This window comes from Tardiphaga sp. 839_C3_N1_4, assembly GCF_051811045.1.
In the GTDB taxonomy this organism is placed as follows: Bacteria; Pseudomonadota; Alphaproteobacteria; order Rhizobiales; family Xanthobacteraceae; genus Tardiphaga.
In genome coordinates this window covers 517,300-531,063 of sequence record NZ_JBPWQD010000001.1, presented here as the reverse complement: position 1 = coordinate 531,063, position 13,764 = coordinate 517,300, and the positions used below count along the sequence as shown (strand labels likewise).

The following is a 13,764-nucleotide window of genomic DNA, read 5'->3' as shown; positions in this document are numbered from 1 at the left end:
AGCCCCGCGGCGTGGCAGGTGTCCACCTGCCAACGCCGGTCTTTGAACAGCCCTCGTCCTCCGCCCTAGTAATGGACGGAGGCGCCCATCGCACCGATCTTGGGCGGAGCGAACTTGGTCAGGTCGATGCCTTCGACGGCGGCCTTGTATTCCTCGGCGCTCGGCGTGCGGCCGAGGATCGCCGACAGCACCACGACCGGGGTCGAGGCCAGCAACGATTCACCCTTCTTCTCGGCGGTGTCTTCCACGACGCGGCCCTGGAACAGACGGGTTGAGGTCGCCAGAACGGTGTCGCCCTTCTCCGCTTTTTCCTGGTTGCCCATGCAGAGGTTGCAGCCCGGACGCTCGAGATAGAGAATGTTCTCGTAGGCGGTGCGGTTCGCGGTCTTCGGCTTCACGTCGTCGAATTCGAAGCCGGAATACTTCTGCAGGATTTCCCAGTCGCCCTCGGCCTTCAGCTCGTCGATGATGTTGTAGGTCGGCGCGGCGACGACCAGTGGCGCGTTGAACGCGACCTTGCCTTCGGTCTTCTCGATGTTCTTGAGCATCTGGGCGACGATCTTCATGTCGCCCTTATGCACCATGCACGAGCCCACGAATCCGAGATCCACCTTCTTGGTGCCGCCGTAATAAGAAATCGGACGGATCGTGTCGTGGGTGTAGCGGCGCGACACATCGGCATTATTGACGTCGGGATCGGCGATCATCGGCTCGTCGATGATGTCGAGATCGACGACGACTTCGGCGAAGTATTTCGCATTGGCGTCCGGCGTCAGCGCGGGCTTCTCGCCCGAACGGATCTCGGCGATGCGCGCATCGGCCTTGGCGATCAGGCCCTTCAGCGTGCCCGCGGCATTGTCCATGCCCTTGTCGATCATGATCTGGATGCGCGACTTGGCGATCTCCAGCGACTCGATCAGCGTGTCGTCCTGCGAGATGCAGATCGACGCCTTGGCCTTCATCTCGGCCGTCCAATCAGTGAAGGTGAAGGCCTGGTCGGCGAGCAGCGTGCCGAGATGGACCTCGATGATCCGGCCCTGGAAAACGTTGTCGCCGCATTGCTTGAGCATCTGCGCCTGGGTCGCATGGACCACGTCGCGGAAGTCCATATGCGGCTGCATCGCGCCCTTGAACGTCACCTTGACCGATTGCGGGATCGGCATCGTCGCCTCGCCGGTCGCCAGCGCGAGCGCCACGGTGCCGCTATCGGCACCGAAGGCCACGCCCTTGGACATGCGGGTGTGGCTGTCGCCGCCGATGATGATCGCCCAGTCATCCACGGTGATGTCGTTCAGCACCTTGTGGATGACGTCGGTCATCGCATGATAGCTGCCCTTGGGGTCGCGCGCGGTGATGACGCCGAAATTGTTCATGAAGGACATGAGCTTCGGAATGTTGACCTGCGCCTTCTTGTCCCACACCGATGCCGTGTGGCAGCCCGACTGGTAGGCGCCGTCGACGATCGGGGAGATGACGGTGGCCGCCATCGCCTCCAGCTCCTGCGCGGTCATCAGGCCGGTGGTGTCCTGCGAGCCGACGATGTTGACCTTGACCCGCACGTCCGAGCCCGCGTGCAGCACCTTGCCGCCGAGCACGCCCACGGCGTTGCGGTTGAAGATTTTCTCGACCGCGGTCAGGCCCTGGCCTTCGACCGAAATCTCCTTGTTCGGCGCGAAAACCGGGGTCGGCTCGACGCCCAGCGTTTCGGCTGCAAAGGTCTGCAGTTTCTTGCCGAAGACGATGGCATAAGAGCTGCCGGCCTTCATGAACTCCATCTTCTGCGGCGTGAAAGCGGCAGCGACGTCGACCAGTTCCTTGCCGTTTTCGTCGCGCAGCTTCTTGCCCTTGGCATCGAGCGTCAGGACGGTGCCAGTGTCGACCGCAAATTTCTGCTCGAGCACCGGGTTGCCGTCGTTGTTGAGGATCGGCTTGCCGTCCGCGTCGAGCTTCTTGACCCAGTTCTTGAGGTTGACGCCGATGCCGCCGGTGACGTCGACGGTGGTCGCGAAGATCGGCGAGATGCCGTTGGTGCCGGCGACGATCGGCGCGAAGTTGACGAAGGGCACATAGGGGCTGGCCGGCTTGCCGGTCCACAGCGCCACGTTGTTCACACCAGACATGCGCGACGAACCCACGCCCATCGTGCCCTTCTCGGCGATCATCATCACGCGCTTGTCCGGGTGCTGCTTCTGCAGCGCCACGATTTCTTGCTGCGCCTGCCGCGTCATCATGCACTGGCCGTGCAGCTCGCGGTCCGAACGCGAATGCGCCTGGTTGCCGGGCGACAGCAGGTCGGTCGAGATATCGCCTTCGGCGGCGACGTACGTCACGACCTTGATCTCGTCCGTGACGTCTGGGAGCTTGGTGAAGAACTCGGCCCTGGCATAGCTCTCGAGCACGCCCTTGGCGACCGCATTGCCCGCCTTGAAGGCATCGCGCAGCCGGAACATGTCGGCGTCGTAGAGGAAGAACTGGGTCTTCAGAACTTCACCAGCCTGCTTCGCCAGCGTGGCAGCACTGCCGAGCGTCACGTCGAGCAGCACGCCGATCGAGGGGCCGCCCTTCATGTGCGACAGCAGTTCCAGCGCGAAGGTCGGCGTGATTTCCGGGACGATCGCCTCACCGAGGATAATCTCCTTGAGGAAGGCCGCCTTCACGCCCGCGGCGCTCGTGGTGCCCGGCAGCGTGTTGTAGATGAAGAATTTCAGGGCATCGGCGCGGTATTCGCTGCCATTGTCCTTGATCAGGGCGATGATTTCGCCGGTGAGCGCGCCGTCGTCGATCGGTTTGGGAGCGAGGTTCTGAGCTTTCCGGCTTTCGATCTCAGCGAGGTAATCTGAATAGAGGCTCATCGTCATCCCAACGTCATGAGGTGGTTGACGCTGGAAACGCAGCGCCACCAACCGTTATTGTTAAAACCGGTCTAAAGGCGAATTCGGCTTCGAGTACGTCAATCGCGGCCGACTGACAAGATACTGCATTGCGGTAAAAATAGCCCTTTAAATTCAGCGTTCAACGGTCAAAACATGACGGCAGGCATGCTTGCCGGGCGGAAATGCTGGTTCTCACTCGACCTGTCGCAAAGAGACTCTCCGAAGACCCGTCCGAAACGTCGGTCTGACCCGCCACCGTCAACAAATTGGTGGTCGGCCCCCTGCCGCGCGTCAGTCGCGCGATATGGACAGCCCCGCGAGAAGCGGCGCATACGCGGCGAGCCTGCCGGATACGAACTCGGTGAAGAGCCGCACGCGCTTCGTCTTGCGTGTCTCCCCCTGTGTAAGAAGCCAAACCGTTCCGTACATGTGCAGGTCGGTGCCCGGCACCCTCACCAGCAGGGGGTCGGCATCGCCAACGAAGCACGGCAGTGTCGTGATCCCGAGCCCTTGCCGTACGGCAACGATCTGAGCCCCGGCGTCCGTGGTCCTGAACGGAACCCCCGTGGCGCGAACGTCACCCTCAGTCGCCCAATCCGGAATTCCATGAATGCTGATGACGATCCACCGGATCGGATCAGGCGCGCCCGCACGCCATGCGGCCAGTCGATCGCGGGACATGTAGACGCCGCCGAACAGCTCCGGTCCCTTCACGCCGTGAAGATTGAGCGGCAGGGTTTTGCGGTCGTAGACGACGCGGATCGCGACGTCGGCCTCGCGGTTGGTCAGATTTGCCAGCTCGCCGAACGACAGAATGTCCATCTCGATGTCCGGATGCAGACGCGCGAAATCGGCGAAGTCCGGCATCAGCAGATGTGTCGCGAGGGGCGGCGCCAGCGTCACCCGCAGACGCCCGCGCACGCTCTGGTCGCGGCCGAAGACGCGCGTCTCCAGCTGATGCGACGACGCTTCCATCTGGTCCGCGAATTCGAGGACCTCCTCACCCGCAGCCGTCAGGCGGTAGCCCGAAGGCAGTTTTTCGAACATCTGAACCCCGAGGCGTTCCTCGAGCTGGGCGATGCGTCGCAGCACGGTCGCGTGGTTCACACCGAGGCGCTCGGCGGCAGCCCGCACCGAGCCTCCGCGCGCGACGGCAAGAAAGTAGCGAACGTCATCCCAGTCGATCATGGTGCAATCTCGCACCGCACGGCGCGCCTTCCAAGCCCGTGTCCAAACATACTGCAACAATACGGGCTGTCACCATAGCCTATGGCGACGCGCGCGGTCCAATTCCCGCCGGCGGACACCGATCGTCGCGGCTGGCGTCAGCCGCCCAGCCGGATCGATTTCGCACCACCGATGTGCGCGCTTCCGCACTCAACGCCTGACGCCGGCAGACCCATCTCGAGGTTCTCGGGGACAGTCCCGACACCACACAGGAGAAGTTATGGGAAAGCTTGACGGCAAGGTTGCAGTCATCACGGGCGGATCGAGCGGCATGGCGCTGGCGAGCGCCAAGCGGTTCGTCGAAGAAGGCGCCTATGTGTTCATCACGGGCCGGAGGCAGGAGGCGCTCGATGAGGCCATCAAGCTGATCGGTCGGAACGTGACCGGCGTGCCCGGCGACGCGGCCAATCTCGACGACCTCGACCGTCTGTTCGATACGGTCAAGCGGGAAAAGGGCAGGATCGATATCCTGTACGCGAGCGCCGGCACGGGCGAATCCGTGCCACTGGGCGAAATTACCGAGCAGCATTTCGATGCGACCTTCGGCCTGAACGCGCGCGGCACGCTCTTTACTGTTCAGAAGGCGTTGCCGCTGTTCAACGATGGCGGATCGATCTTCATGACCGGGTCAGTGGCGTCGCTCAAAGGTTTTCCCGGTTATAGCGTGTATGCGGCGAGCAAGGCGACGCTGCACGCATTCGCACGCGGATGGCTCAACGAACTCAAGAGCAGGAATATCCGAGTGAACGTGCTGCACCCCGGGCCGATCGCCACACCGATGCAGGACCAGGTTCTCACTGAAGAAGCGAAGCAGATGTTCGAATCCCTGATCCCGCGGGGAACGATGGGTCGTCCTGAAGAAATTGCCGCGGTCGCGCTGTTTCTCGCTTCAGACGATTCAAGCTTCGTGAATGGGCTGGAGTTGTCGGTCGACGGCGGCTTCTCGGCGATCTGAAATCGTACCTCGTTCGCGGCAGGGACCTCTACGCGGTCGCCACAGCGGACCGAATAACCCAGCGTCCTCGAAGGCCGTGAATCAATATCAAAACAAATCGGAGAAGATTATGAGCTACGCAATTGTAGGCTTCGGCAAGATAGGCCAGGCCCTCGCCCACGCTTTCGCCCGCAAAAACATCGACGTCACCGTCGCGAGCCGCCGGCCGCCCGAGGCGTTGACGCCGCAGGCCAGGGCGATTGGACCCACGATCGTCGCCAGGCCGCTGGGGGATGCACTCGAGGCCGACACGATCATCCTTGCGGTCCCGTTCGGCGAGCATCGCGAGGTTGCGAAGGTCCTACCGAGCTGGAAAGGCAAGACGGTCATCGACGCGATGAATCTGTTTCCGGGCCCCGAAGAGCCGGACGGTCTCCCGGGCTCCGCGGTCGTCGCGAAGGCGTTCACCGGCGCCAGGTTCGTAAAAGGCTTCAATCACCTGGGCGCAGCCACCCTGGCGACCGATCCGGTCGTCGAGGGCGGCCACCGGGTCGTCTTTCTGTCTGGTGACGACGAGGATGCGATCGCTCCCGTGGCGGATTTGGCCAAACAACTCGGCTTCGCACCCGTCAAGCTGGGAAAGCTCAACGAGGGTGGCGCGCTGGTGCACGCGCGCGGCCGCACCTGGGGCCCGCTCATCTTCCAGGATTTGTTCAAGAAGGAGCAGTGATCGATCGACGACCGCTTGATCGACATTGAGAACGGGTTGCGCGCTGACGTCTTCGAGCAGCGCGCGACCGAATATTTGATGGTCACAACGTAGCGAAGTTTGGGGCGGGCCTGACAGCTTGTGGACGCCGTACGAAGAGCAATGGCAAGGAGCGCTAATGCGAATCGTCAGCCTGAGTTGAAGACGATAGCGTATTGCAACAATTTGGTGCGCAAGAGACGCGACTTAAATTGTTCCCAAATACTGGCTTTTGATGACGCGAACGAAGGGCAATTTCTCCGCGATGAATTCATATATCGCATTCGAATGAAGTCCGAGAATCAGGGCAATATCTCGGTCTTGTAACTCATACAATTTAATAGCTGACGCGAGATTTTCCAGATCGCTGTAGCCTAAGGCCCCGAATGTGGGCCTAAGAAAAATCGTACCGCATTCGGAATGCCCTTCTACGAATTTCATGGCGGCCATAATTGACGATGGTGCTCCAAAAAAATCAGTCGTGCACTGGTTGGTCGACAACATTTCGTCGAGCGAGCTTGTGGAGGCAAGGATGGTCACATTCTCAGATCCCTGACGACTATAGGAAGCTACTAGATCAGGAGCATGGCGCTTCATTTGCTTAAGCGATGTATTTCCACCTCGGGCACTCTCAGCGGCAAGCAAGTCTGTATGCGAAAAGGGGCGACCGTCATCAGATAGAATTAGGCTATGCGCGCTCACTGTCAGACGAAAGCTAGTTGCGCCACCATGTGTCAGAGCGTTACGTCCCAACTCTACTACAAAATCGCGCGCCACTAATGCTGTCTGTATGCCCCATATCTCACGAAGGGCACTCATTTGGAACGCCTCGTCAATATCACGCGTGATTTCTGGCACCCGGAGCTCTATGGCAATTTCGACTAGCGCTTCACCTAACAAATCGTTGTTCGTAAGTTCGCGCCCCAGTTCGTGGCGAAGCTTTGCACGACGCTCGGCGAGCCGCCGCCAGCCCATTAAAGTCTGGGGGCCAAAAGTAAACTCATCAGTGTCGATGATCTTTCCGTGTCGATAGCACATCCAAATGCCATTCTCGATTGAACGCAACTCCTCGATACTTTTTTCAGTTTCAACTCGACGAGCGGCAGGACCGTCCGAAGCCGCGTAGATGTGACATGCCATCCCGCTCTTCGCTGCACTGGTATCTGACTCCGCACTGGGACCGATTGTTGGCGCTGCACAGTTCGGAAAGGAGCATCGGTGTCCGGCTCGTTCAGCCAGCGCATTGCGGACCAAAGGGGGGAAATCAGCTAATCTTGCCATAAGCCATTGATATCATGCTGCCGAACTGAATTCCGATGCCTTTTCCACTAGCGATGAGGCAACGCCACCATCGAAGTCAGAGCGCTGGTAGCGCCGATTACCAACGAGCGACTTGCCAAGAGGTACTTTAAAATTTCAATCTTAGTAAGATGCGCAAGGCCCCACAGCGCTATACTAGTCTTTTTCCTCCGACGGGAGCAGAGATGTCGAAACTATTTTCGAATTCAGCACGTTAAGGCTAGCCATCCTACCGTTTTGAATAGCTCCGAATAGGCAAACTCACTCCCACTCAATTGTCCCCGGCGGCTTGCTTGTGATGTCATACACCACGCGGTTGACGCCCTTGACCTCGTTGATGATGCGCGTCGCGGTCTCGCCGAGGAACTTCATGTCGAACGCATAGAAGTCCGCGGTCATGCCGTCGGTCGAGGTCACGGCGCGCAGGCCGACAACGTATTCATAGGTGCGGCCGTCGCCCATCACGCCGACGGTCTTCACCGGCAGCAGCACGGCGAAGGCCTGCCAGATGGTGTCGTAGAGATCGGCCTTGCGGATCTGGTCGATATAGACGGCGTCCGCCTCGCGCAGGATATCGAGCTTTTCACGCGTGATCTCGCCGGGGCAGCGGATCGCAAGACCCGGGCCGGGGAACGGATGACGGCCGACGAAGATGTCCGGCAGGCCGAGCTCGCGGCCGAGATCGCGGACTTCGTCCTTGAACAGCTCGCGCAGCGGCTCGACCAGCTTCATGTTCATGCGCGCCGGAAGGCCGCCGACATTGTGATGCGACTTGATGGTCACCGAGGGGCCGCCGGTGAAGGACACGCTCTCGATCACGTCGGGATACAGCGTGCCCTGGGCGAGGAAATCCGCGCCGCCGATCTTCTTTGCCTCGGCGTCGAACACGTCGATGAACAGACGGCCGATGGTCTTGCGCTTCACTTCGGGATCGGTGACGCCTTCGAGCTCGCCGAGGAACGTCTTCGATGCATCCACATGCACCAGCGGGATATTGTAGTGGTGCCGGAACAGGTCGACGACGGTCTTGGCCTCGTCCTTGCGCAGCATGCCGTGATCGACGAACACGCAAGTGAGCTGGTCGCCGATCGCTTCATGGATCAGCACGGCCGCCACAGCGCTATCGACGCCACCTGACAGGCCGCAGATCACCTTGCCCTTGCCGACCTGGGCGCGGATCTTCTCGATCGCTTCCTCGCGGAAGGCGCGCATGGTCCAGTCGCCGGTGAAGCCGGCGATGTTGCGCACGAAGTTGCGGATCAGCTTTGCGCCGTCGGGCGTGTGCGCCACTTCGGGGTGGAACTGCATCGCATAGAACTTGCGGACGTCATCGGCGATGATCGAGATCGGCGAGCCAGGCGCTTTCGCCACGGCGCGAAAACCCTCGGGCATCTTGGTGACGCGGTCGCCATGGCTCATCCAGACGTCGTATTTGCCGCCCTTCTCCCAGACGCCTTCGAACAGCGCGCAGTCATCGATGATCTCGATGGCGGCGCGGCCGAATTCGCGGTGATGCCCGGCCTCGACGGTGCCGCCGAGCTGCTGCGCCATGGTCTGCTCGCCGTAGCAGATGCCCAGCACCGGAACGCCCGCGGTGAGGATCGACAGCGGCGCGGACGGCGCGTTGTCGTCGAGCACCGAGGCCGGGCCGCCGGACAGGATCACGGCTTTCGGCTTCATCTCGGCGAAGGCGGCCTCCGCCTTGTTGAACGGCACGATTTCGGAATAGACGCCCTCCTCGCGGACGCGCCGCGCGATCAGCTGCGTCACCTGAGAGCCGAAATCGACGATCAGAATCTTGTCATGCGCCGAAGCCACATGGGGTGACGGATCGGCGGGCGAAGATGAGGCGGTATCTTGGGTTTTGCTGGGGGCTGTCATAGCGAGGAATTACGCGACTCACGGCGGGGTCGCAACCCCCGCAGCGTGCACATGAGCCCCGTCATGGCCGGGCTTGTCCCGGCCATCCACGTCTTTCTGCGGGGGGCGCCAAGGCGTGGATACGCGGGACAAGCCCGGGCATGACAGCTGAGTGTGGGGTTAGCCCTGGCGCTTGAGAACACTGACGAAAAACCCGTCCGTTCCGGTCCGCCGCGGGGTCATCAGCAGGCCTTCCGGGCTCTGATACGTCGCCGCAGCGAAATCCTCGGCCTTGTCCCACAATACCGACATCACCTGCGCCGGCGGGACCACCGAAAACGCCGGCTGGCGGGCGGTAAAGGCGCGGATCTGGTCACGGTTTTCCTGCGGCAGCACCGAACAGGTCACATAGGCGATCCGGCCACCCGGCTTCACCAGCGCCACCGCGCGGTCGAGGACCTCGGCCTGGTCCTTGATCCGGACCTCGAGGGCGCCCGGCCGCATCCGCCATTTGGCGTCGGGATTGCGACGCCAGGTGCCGGTGCCGGTGCAGGGCGCGTCGATCAGCACGAGGTCCGCCGAGTTGTGGATGTCGCTGAGCGTATCATCCGGGCCCTTCGGGGTGCGGATATCGGCGTTGTGGATACCGGCACGCGACAGACGCTCGTGGATCGGCGCCAGCTGGCGCTTGTCGGCGTCGGTGGCGATCAGCCGGCCCTTGCCCTGCATCATCGCCGCCAGCGCCAGCGTCTTGCCGCCGGCGCCCGCGCAGAGATCGATCACCTGCTCGCCGGGCTTGGCGCCAGACAGCAGCGCCGCGAGCTGCGAGCCCTCGTCCTGCACTTCGATGCCGCCCTTGATGAAATCCTCCTCGGCATGGATGCCGGGATTGCGCGCATCGGCACCGAGCTCGATCCGGAGCCCCAGCGGCGACCACGGCGTCTCGGTGGCCCCGAGATGGCGCAGCGAGCCCAGCACCTTCTCGCGCTTGGCCTTCAGCGTGTTGACGCGCAGGTCCAGCGGCGCACGGCTGGCCATGGCGGTGGCTTCCGCCACACGATCGTCGCCGAACACATCGGCAAGCTGGCTATCGAGCCATTCCGGATAATCGCCGGCGATATGCGCCGGTGCATCCGCCACTGTGCGCGACGCCAGCGCCGAGCGCTCCGCGTCAGACAGCGGCTCCGGCGCGAAACCGCTGCCATCGCAGAGCGCGGCAATCGTATCGACATCCATCCTGCGCTCGGCCTTGAGCATGCCGAGCAGCCGCGCCCGCGAGGTGTCGTTGTCCATGATCCAGGCGCTCGAGGCGCGCCGCCGCAGCACATCCCAGACCAGCCCGGAAATCCCGGCCCTATCGCCGGAGCCGGCGAAGCGGTGCGCGGTGCCCCACTCCTTCAGCGCCTTGGCGGCGGGGACACGCTGGGTGTCGATGGCCTCGATCACTTCGATCGCGGCGGAGAGGCGGGCGGCGGGAGTCATGGCAATCTTTCGACGGAGAGAGGCGCGACGCCGCTCCCGATCAGATCAGGAGAAGCATCCGTAGCGCGAAGTAGAACCACATCGCCAACAACACAAGCGCGCTGGCAAGCCAGGCCTGCGATCCCCGGCTATTGGCAATGAATCCGGCGCCCACGAAGCGGGCGATGACGAAGATCCAGGACAGGCAGACCAGCACCAGATCGATCTTGCGCAGCGGCAGGCCGATGGCGATCAGCGCATAGAACAGCAGATCGAGCTGCGGAGCGGTATTCGGCAGATCGCCGGCGTCGTTGCGGCTCAGCAGGCCGCCGCGCCGGCCGGTCCAGAAGAACATGCCCAGCGTAATCGCCACCAGCACGAAGACCGGCAACAAAACCCATTGAATCGACATTGAAATTTCCTCAGCCCGGGGAATTCAGAGCCGCGCGGCACCCCGCTCGCGCTACAGACTCGCCCCTTGGAACATGACGATTAACCGGCCCAAGAGTTCCATATGAGTTCCATGCAGGTTCCATAGCGGGGTCATTGAACCGGCTGGGCGGCCCTCGACACCCATTTGCAGGCGCCGCCCGGAGGCACGCCGAACCCGTGAGCCCTGCCATGGCCTATCTCGATGCCCTCTTTGCGATGCTGACGCCCGGCGACCCGGACAGCTGGGCCGGCCTCATGATGTCCACCCTGGCCGGCGCCGCCGCGGCGCTCGCGGTGGCCATCCTGCTGAATCTCTATTTCCGGGCCCGGTATCGCTCGGTCCATGACGTGGTCCACCACGGCGTCGCGGCGCTGGCCGTGCTGGGCCTCCTCGCCTTCGCCGCCACCGACATGCGCCATACGGCACTGGGCTATCTCGGCATCAATCCGACCAGGCCCGCTGTCGAATTCGAAATCCGCCTGCCCGACGCGGTCGCGGCGAAGATCATCGCGGAAGCCACGCAGATCGAATTGCATACCGACCGCAACCAAGCCCTCGCTGCCATCAGCGAAGGCCCGACTTTCACGAACAAGGGCGAGAGCATTCTCAGGGGTACGGTGCCGCTGAAATTTCGCACCGCGCAGCGTGTGATGATCGTGAACGTGCCGGGCGAAGCACCGCTGATATTCAAACTGCGCTTGGCCGCAAGCCCGAGCCACTCGACTGAATTCAGCCCGTGGCATCTGGTCGATCAGGTGAGCGCCTCAGCCCGCGCGGGCAAGACGGCCCGCACCAACGACGGCTATGCCATCAGATATCGCGTGATCTAACCTTTCGGTCGCACAAGCCATCTGGCTGACATCCGGAACGGCTACACTCCCACTAGAGGAGTTCCCGCCATGTCCGAATTCCGCTTGATCCAGATCACCGATACGCATCTCGGCGCAGGCTTCCCGCAATTCGTCGCAAATTTCCAGCGCGTCTGCGCGTTCATCGACGCGGCAAAGCCCGACCTCGTCATCAATAGCGGCGACCTTGCCTTCGATGGCCCGGGCCATCCCGATGACCTCGCCTTTGCCAAGTCACAGCATGACGCCCTTTCCGTTGCCTGCCGCTATCTGCCGGGCAATCACGACATCGGCGACAACCCGACTCTGGTCGCCCCGCCCCCAGCCCAACTAGTCTCCGAGCAGAACCGGCAGGCATTCGTGTCGGTCTTTGGACACGACCACTGGCGTTTCAATGCAGCCGGCTGGTGCTTCATCGGCCTGAATTCGTTGATCATGAATAGCGGGCTCGCCTGCGAAGAGGAGCAGTTCGACTGGCTCGCCTCGCAACTGGCGGGTCTGAACGGACGACCGCTGGCGCTGTTCATCCACAAACCCCTATTTCTGAATGCCCCGGACGATCCGGAACTGGCCGCGACGTCGATCCGCTATGTCCCGATGCCGGCGCGCCGCCGTCTCATCGATCTGCTTGACCCTGTCGATCTGCGGCTCGTCGCCTGCGGTCATGTCCACCAGCGGCGCGAAACCACATGGCGCGGCGTCAGACACATCTGGGCGCCCTCCAGCAGTTTCGTCATTCGCGCGGAGGACAAGCAGGAGACAATTGGCGTCAAGGAAGTCGGGCTCGTCGAATACAGTTTCCAGCCCGACCGCTTTGAAGTGCGTCACCGCCGCGCGCCGGGCCAGACCGACATCGATCTGTTCACCGTCATCAATGCGGACGGCACACCCCGCCCGCAGTGATGACGACCGCGCGTCGTATACGCGCACTCTAATCTCTCAGTCGTCATGGCCGGGCTTGTCCCGGCCATCCACGTCTTTTGCGCGAGAAGTAAGACGTGGATCCCCGGGACAAGCCCGGGGATGACGGCGAAGTATGTAACCAATCAGGCCTTGTCCGCCCCGACACGCACCAGCTGCTTGCCGAAGTTCGCCCCCTTCAGCAGCCCCATAAACGCCGTTGGCGCGTTATCGAGACCTTCGGTGACGTGCTCTTTATACTTCACCTTGCCCTCGCGCACCCATTGCGACATGTCGCGCAGGAAGTCGCCATGCATCGACGCGAAATCGCGCACGATGAATCCGCGGAAGTTGAGGCGCTTGGTCAGCACATTGCGCATCATCGCGGCCGCCCATTTCGGCGCCTCCGACGTCGTATCGTTGTACTGCGCGATGAGCCCGCAGACCGGAATGCGCGCGAAGAAGTTCAGCAGCGGAAACACCGCCTCGAACACCGCGCCGCCGACATTCTCGAAATACACATCGATGCCGCCCGGGCACGCGGCCTTCAGCTTCGCCGGAAAATCCGGATCGCGATGATCGAGGCATTCGTCGAAGCCGAGCTCTTCCTTCACATAGCGACACTTGTCGGCGCCGCCGGCGATGCCGATGGCACGCGCGCCCTTGATCTTCGCGATCTGCCCGACAGCAGAGCCGACCGCGCCGGAGGCTGCGGCCACAACCACAGTTTCGCCGGCCTGCGGATTTCCAATGGCAAGCAGGCCGGTATAGGCGGTCATGCCCGGCATGCCGAGAATACCGACCGCGGTCGAGATCGGCGCGAGTTTCGGATCGAGTTTGCGCAGGCCCTTGCCGTCGGAGATCGCATGGGTCTGCCAGCCGGCATGGGCCAGCACGATATCGCCCTTGGCAAAACCCGGATTGTTCGAGGCGATCACCTCGCACACCGTGCCGCCTTCCATCACGCCATCCACCGGCACCGGCGCGGCATAGGACGGGCCGTCACTCATGCGCCCACGCATATAGGGATCGAGCGACAGCCAGATCGTGCGCAGCAGCACCTCGCCATCACCCGGCGTCGGCACCGCATAATCCTCGACACGGAAATTCGATGGGCTGGGCTCACCGTGCGGGCGCGATGCGAGAACGACGCGTTTGGCTGCTGACATGGGACTTCTCCG

The 13,764-nt window shown here is 62.3% G+C and carries 11 protein-coding genes; 4 read left to right on the top strand and 7 right to left on the bottom strand.

All coding sequences use genetic code 11. The features are described 5' to 3' along the window. Window positions 1-65: 65 nt before the first annotated feature. Together AB8A38_RS02815 and AB8A38_RS02810 are read right to left on the bottom strand one after the other, a co-directional pair. Complete coding sequence (locus tag AB8A38_RS02815) at window positions 66-2,852, bottom strand: bifunctional aconitate hydratase 2/2-methylisocitrate dehydratase (RefSeq protein ID WP_439084904.1); 2,787 nt, start codon at window positions 2,850-2,852, stop codon at window positions 66-68. A gap of 312 nt (window positions 2,853-3,164) precedes the next feature. Next, window positions 3,165-4,061: a LysR family transcriptional regulator gene (locus tag AB8A38_RS02810; protein WP_439084903.1), complete on the bottom strand. Its 897-nt coding sequence runs from the start codon at window positions 4,059-4,061 to the stop codon at window positions 3,165-3,167. 259 nt (window positions 4,062-4,320) lie between these two features. On the opposite strand from AB8A38_RS02810, the gene AB8A38_RS02805 reads away from it, so the two are divergent. Next, window positions 4,321-5,055, top strand: coding sequence for an SDR family NAD(P)-dependent oxidoreductase (locus AB8A38_RS02805; protein WP_439084902.1), 735 nt, complete (start codon window positions 4,321-4,323; stop codon window positions 5,053-5,055). 109 nt (window positions 5,056-5,164) lie between these two features. Next, window positions 5,165-5,764, top strand: a complete 600-nt coding sequence (locus tag AB8A38_RS02800) for an NADPH-dependent F420 reductase (RefSeq protein ID WP_439084901.1) — start codon at window positions 5,165-5,167, stop codon at window positions 5,762-5,764. 225 nt (window positions 5,765-5,989) lie between these two features. Here the strand turns inward: AB8A38_RS02800 and AB8A38_RS02795 are convergent, their stop codons facing one another. From AB8A38_RS02795 to AB8A38_RS02780, 4 genes are all read right to left on the bottom strand, one after another. Continuing rightward, a complete protein-coding gene (locus tag AB8A38_RS02795; RefSeq protein WP_439084900.1) occupies window positions 5,990-6,922 on the bottom strand; it encodes a hypothetical protein in 933 nt (310 codons plus the stop codon). A 420-nt stretch (window positions 6,923-7,342) separates the two neighbouring features. Next, window positions 7,343-8,962 carry a glutamine-hydrolyzing GMP synthase gene (gene guaA, locus AB8A38_RS02790; protein WP_439084899.1) on the bottom strand — a complete coding sequence of 540 codons (1,620 nt, stop codon included), beginning with the start codon at window positions 8,960-8,962 and terminating at the stop codon, window positions 7,343-7,345. Window positions 8,963-9,121: 159 nt separating this feature from the next. Next, complete coding sequence (locus AB8A38_RS02785) at window positions 9,122-10,423, bottom strand: RsmB/NOP family class I SAM-dependent RNA methyltransferase (RefSeq protein WP_439084898.1); 1,302 nt, start codon at window positions 10,421-10,423, stop codon at window positions 9,122-9,124. Window positions 10,424-10,463: 40 nt separating this feature from the next. Further along, the gene (locus AB8A38_RS02780) at window positions 10,464-10,814 is read right to left on the bottom strand and encodes a hypothetical protein (RefSeq protein WP_175366215.1); all 351 of its coding nucleotides are present in this window, start codon (window positions 10,812-10,814) and stop codon (window positions 10,464-10,466) included. 209 nt (window positions 10,815-11,023) lie between these two features. Here AB8A38_RS02780 and AB8A38_RS02775 point away from each other — a divergent pair, with 209 nt between their 5' ends. Then, window positions 11,024-11,665 carry an acriflavin resistance protein gene (locus AB8A38_RS02775; RefSeq protein WP_439084897.1) on the top strand — a complete coding sequence of 214 codons (642 nt, stop codon included), beginning with the start codon at window positions 11,024-11,026 and terminating at the stop codon, window positions 11,663-11,665. 69 nt (window positions 11,666-11,734) lie between these two features. Further along, a complete protein-coding gene (locus AB8A38_RS02770; RefSeq protein WP_439084896.1) occupies window positions 11,735-12,586 on the top strand; it encodes a metallophosphoesterase family protein in 852 nt (283 codons plus the stop codon). Between the two features lie 143 nt (window positions 12,587-12,729). Here AB8A38_RS02770 and AB8A38_RS02765 read toward each other — a convergent pair whose 3' ends face one another. Beyond that, window positions 12,730-13,752, bottom strand: coding sequence for an NADP-dependent oxidoreductase (locus AB8A38_RS02765; RefSeq protein WP_439084895.1), 1,023 nt, complete (start codon window positions 13,750-13,752; stop codon window positions 12,730-12,732). Window positions 13,753-13,764: the final 12 nt, after the last annotated feature.

Bases quoted from the DNA above. Each gene is read 5' to 3' on its own strand.
- AB8A38_RS02815 (WP_439084904.1), bottom strand. From the start codon at position 2,852: ATGAGCCTCTATTCAGATTACCTCGCTGAGATCGAAAGCCGGAAAGCT.
- AB8A38_RS02810 (WP_439084903.1), bottom strand. From the start codon at position 4,061: ATGATCGACTGGGATGACGTTCGCTACTTTCTTGCCGTCGCGCGCGGA.
- AB8A38_RS02805 (WP_439084902.1), top strand. From the start codon at position 4,321: ATGGGAAAGCTTGACGGCAAGGTTGCAGTCATCACGGGCGGATCGAGC.
- AB8A38_RS02800 (WP_439084901.1), top strand. From the start codon at position 5,165: ATGAGCTACGCAATTGTAGGCTTCGGCAAGATAGGCCAGGCCCTCGCC.
- AB8A38_RS02795 (WP_439084900.1), bottom strand. From the start codon at position 6,922: ATGGCATGTCACATCTACGCGGCTTCGGACGGTCCTGCCGCTCGTCGA.
- guaA (WP_439084899.1), bottom strand. From the start codon at position 8,962: ATGACAGCCCCCAGCAAAACCCAAGATACCGCCTCATCTTCGCCCGCC.
- AB8A38_RS02785 (WP_439084898.1), bottom strand. From the start codon at position 10,423: ATGACTCCCGCCGCCCGCCTCTCCGCCGCGATCGAAGTGATCGAGGCC.
- AB8A38_RS02780 (WP_175366215.1), bottom strand. From the start codon at position 10,814: ATGTCGATTCAATGGGTTTTGTTGCCGGTCTTCGTGCTGGTGGCGATT.
- AB8A38_RS02775 (WP_439084897.1), top strand. From the start codon at position 11,024: ATGGCCTATCTCGATGCCCTCTTTGCGATGCTGACGCCCGGCGACCCG.
- AB8A38_RS02770 (WP_439084896.1), top strand. From the start codon at position 11,735: ATGTCCGAATTCCGCTTGATCCAGATCACCGATACGCATCTCGGCGCA.
- AB8A38_RS02765 (WP_439084895.1), bottom strand. From the start codon at position 13,752: ATGTCAGCAGCCAAACGCGTCGTTCTCGCATCGCGCCCGCACGGTGAG.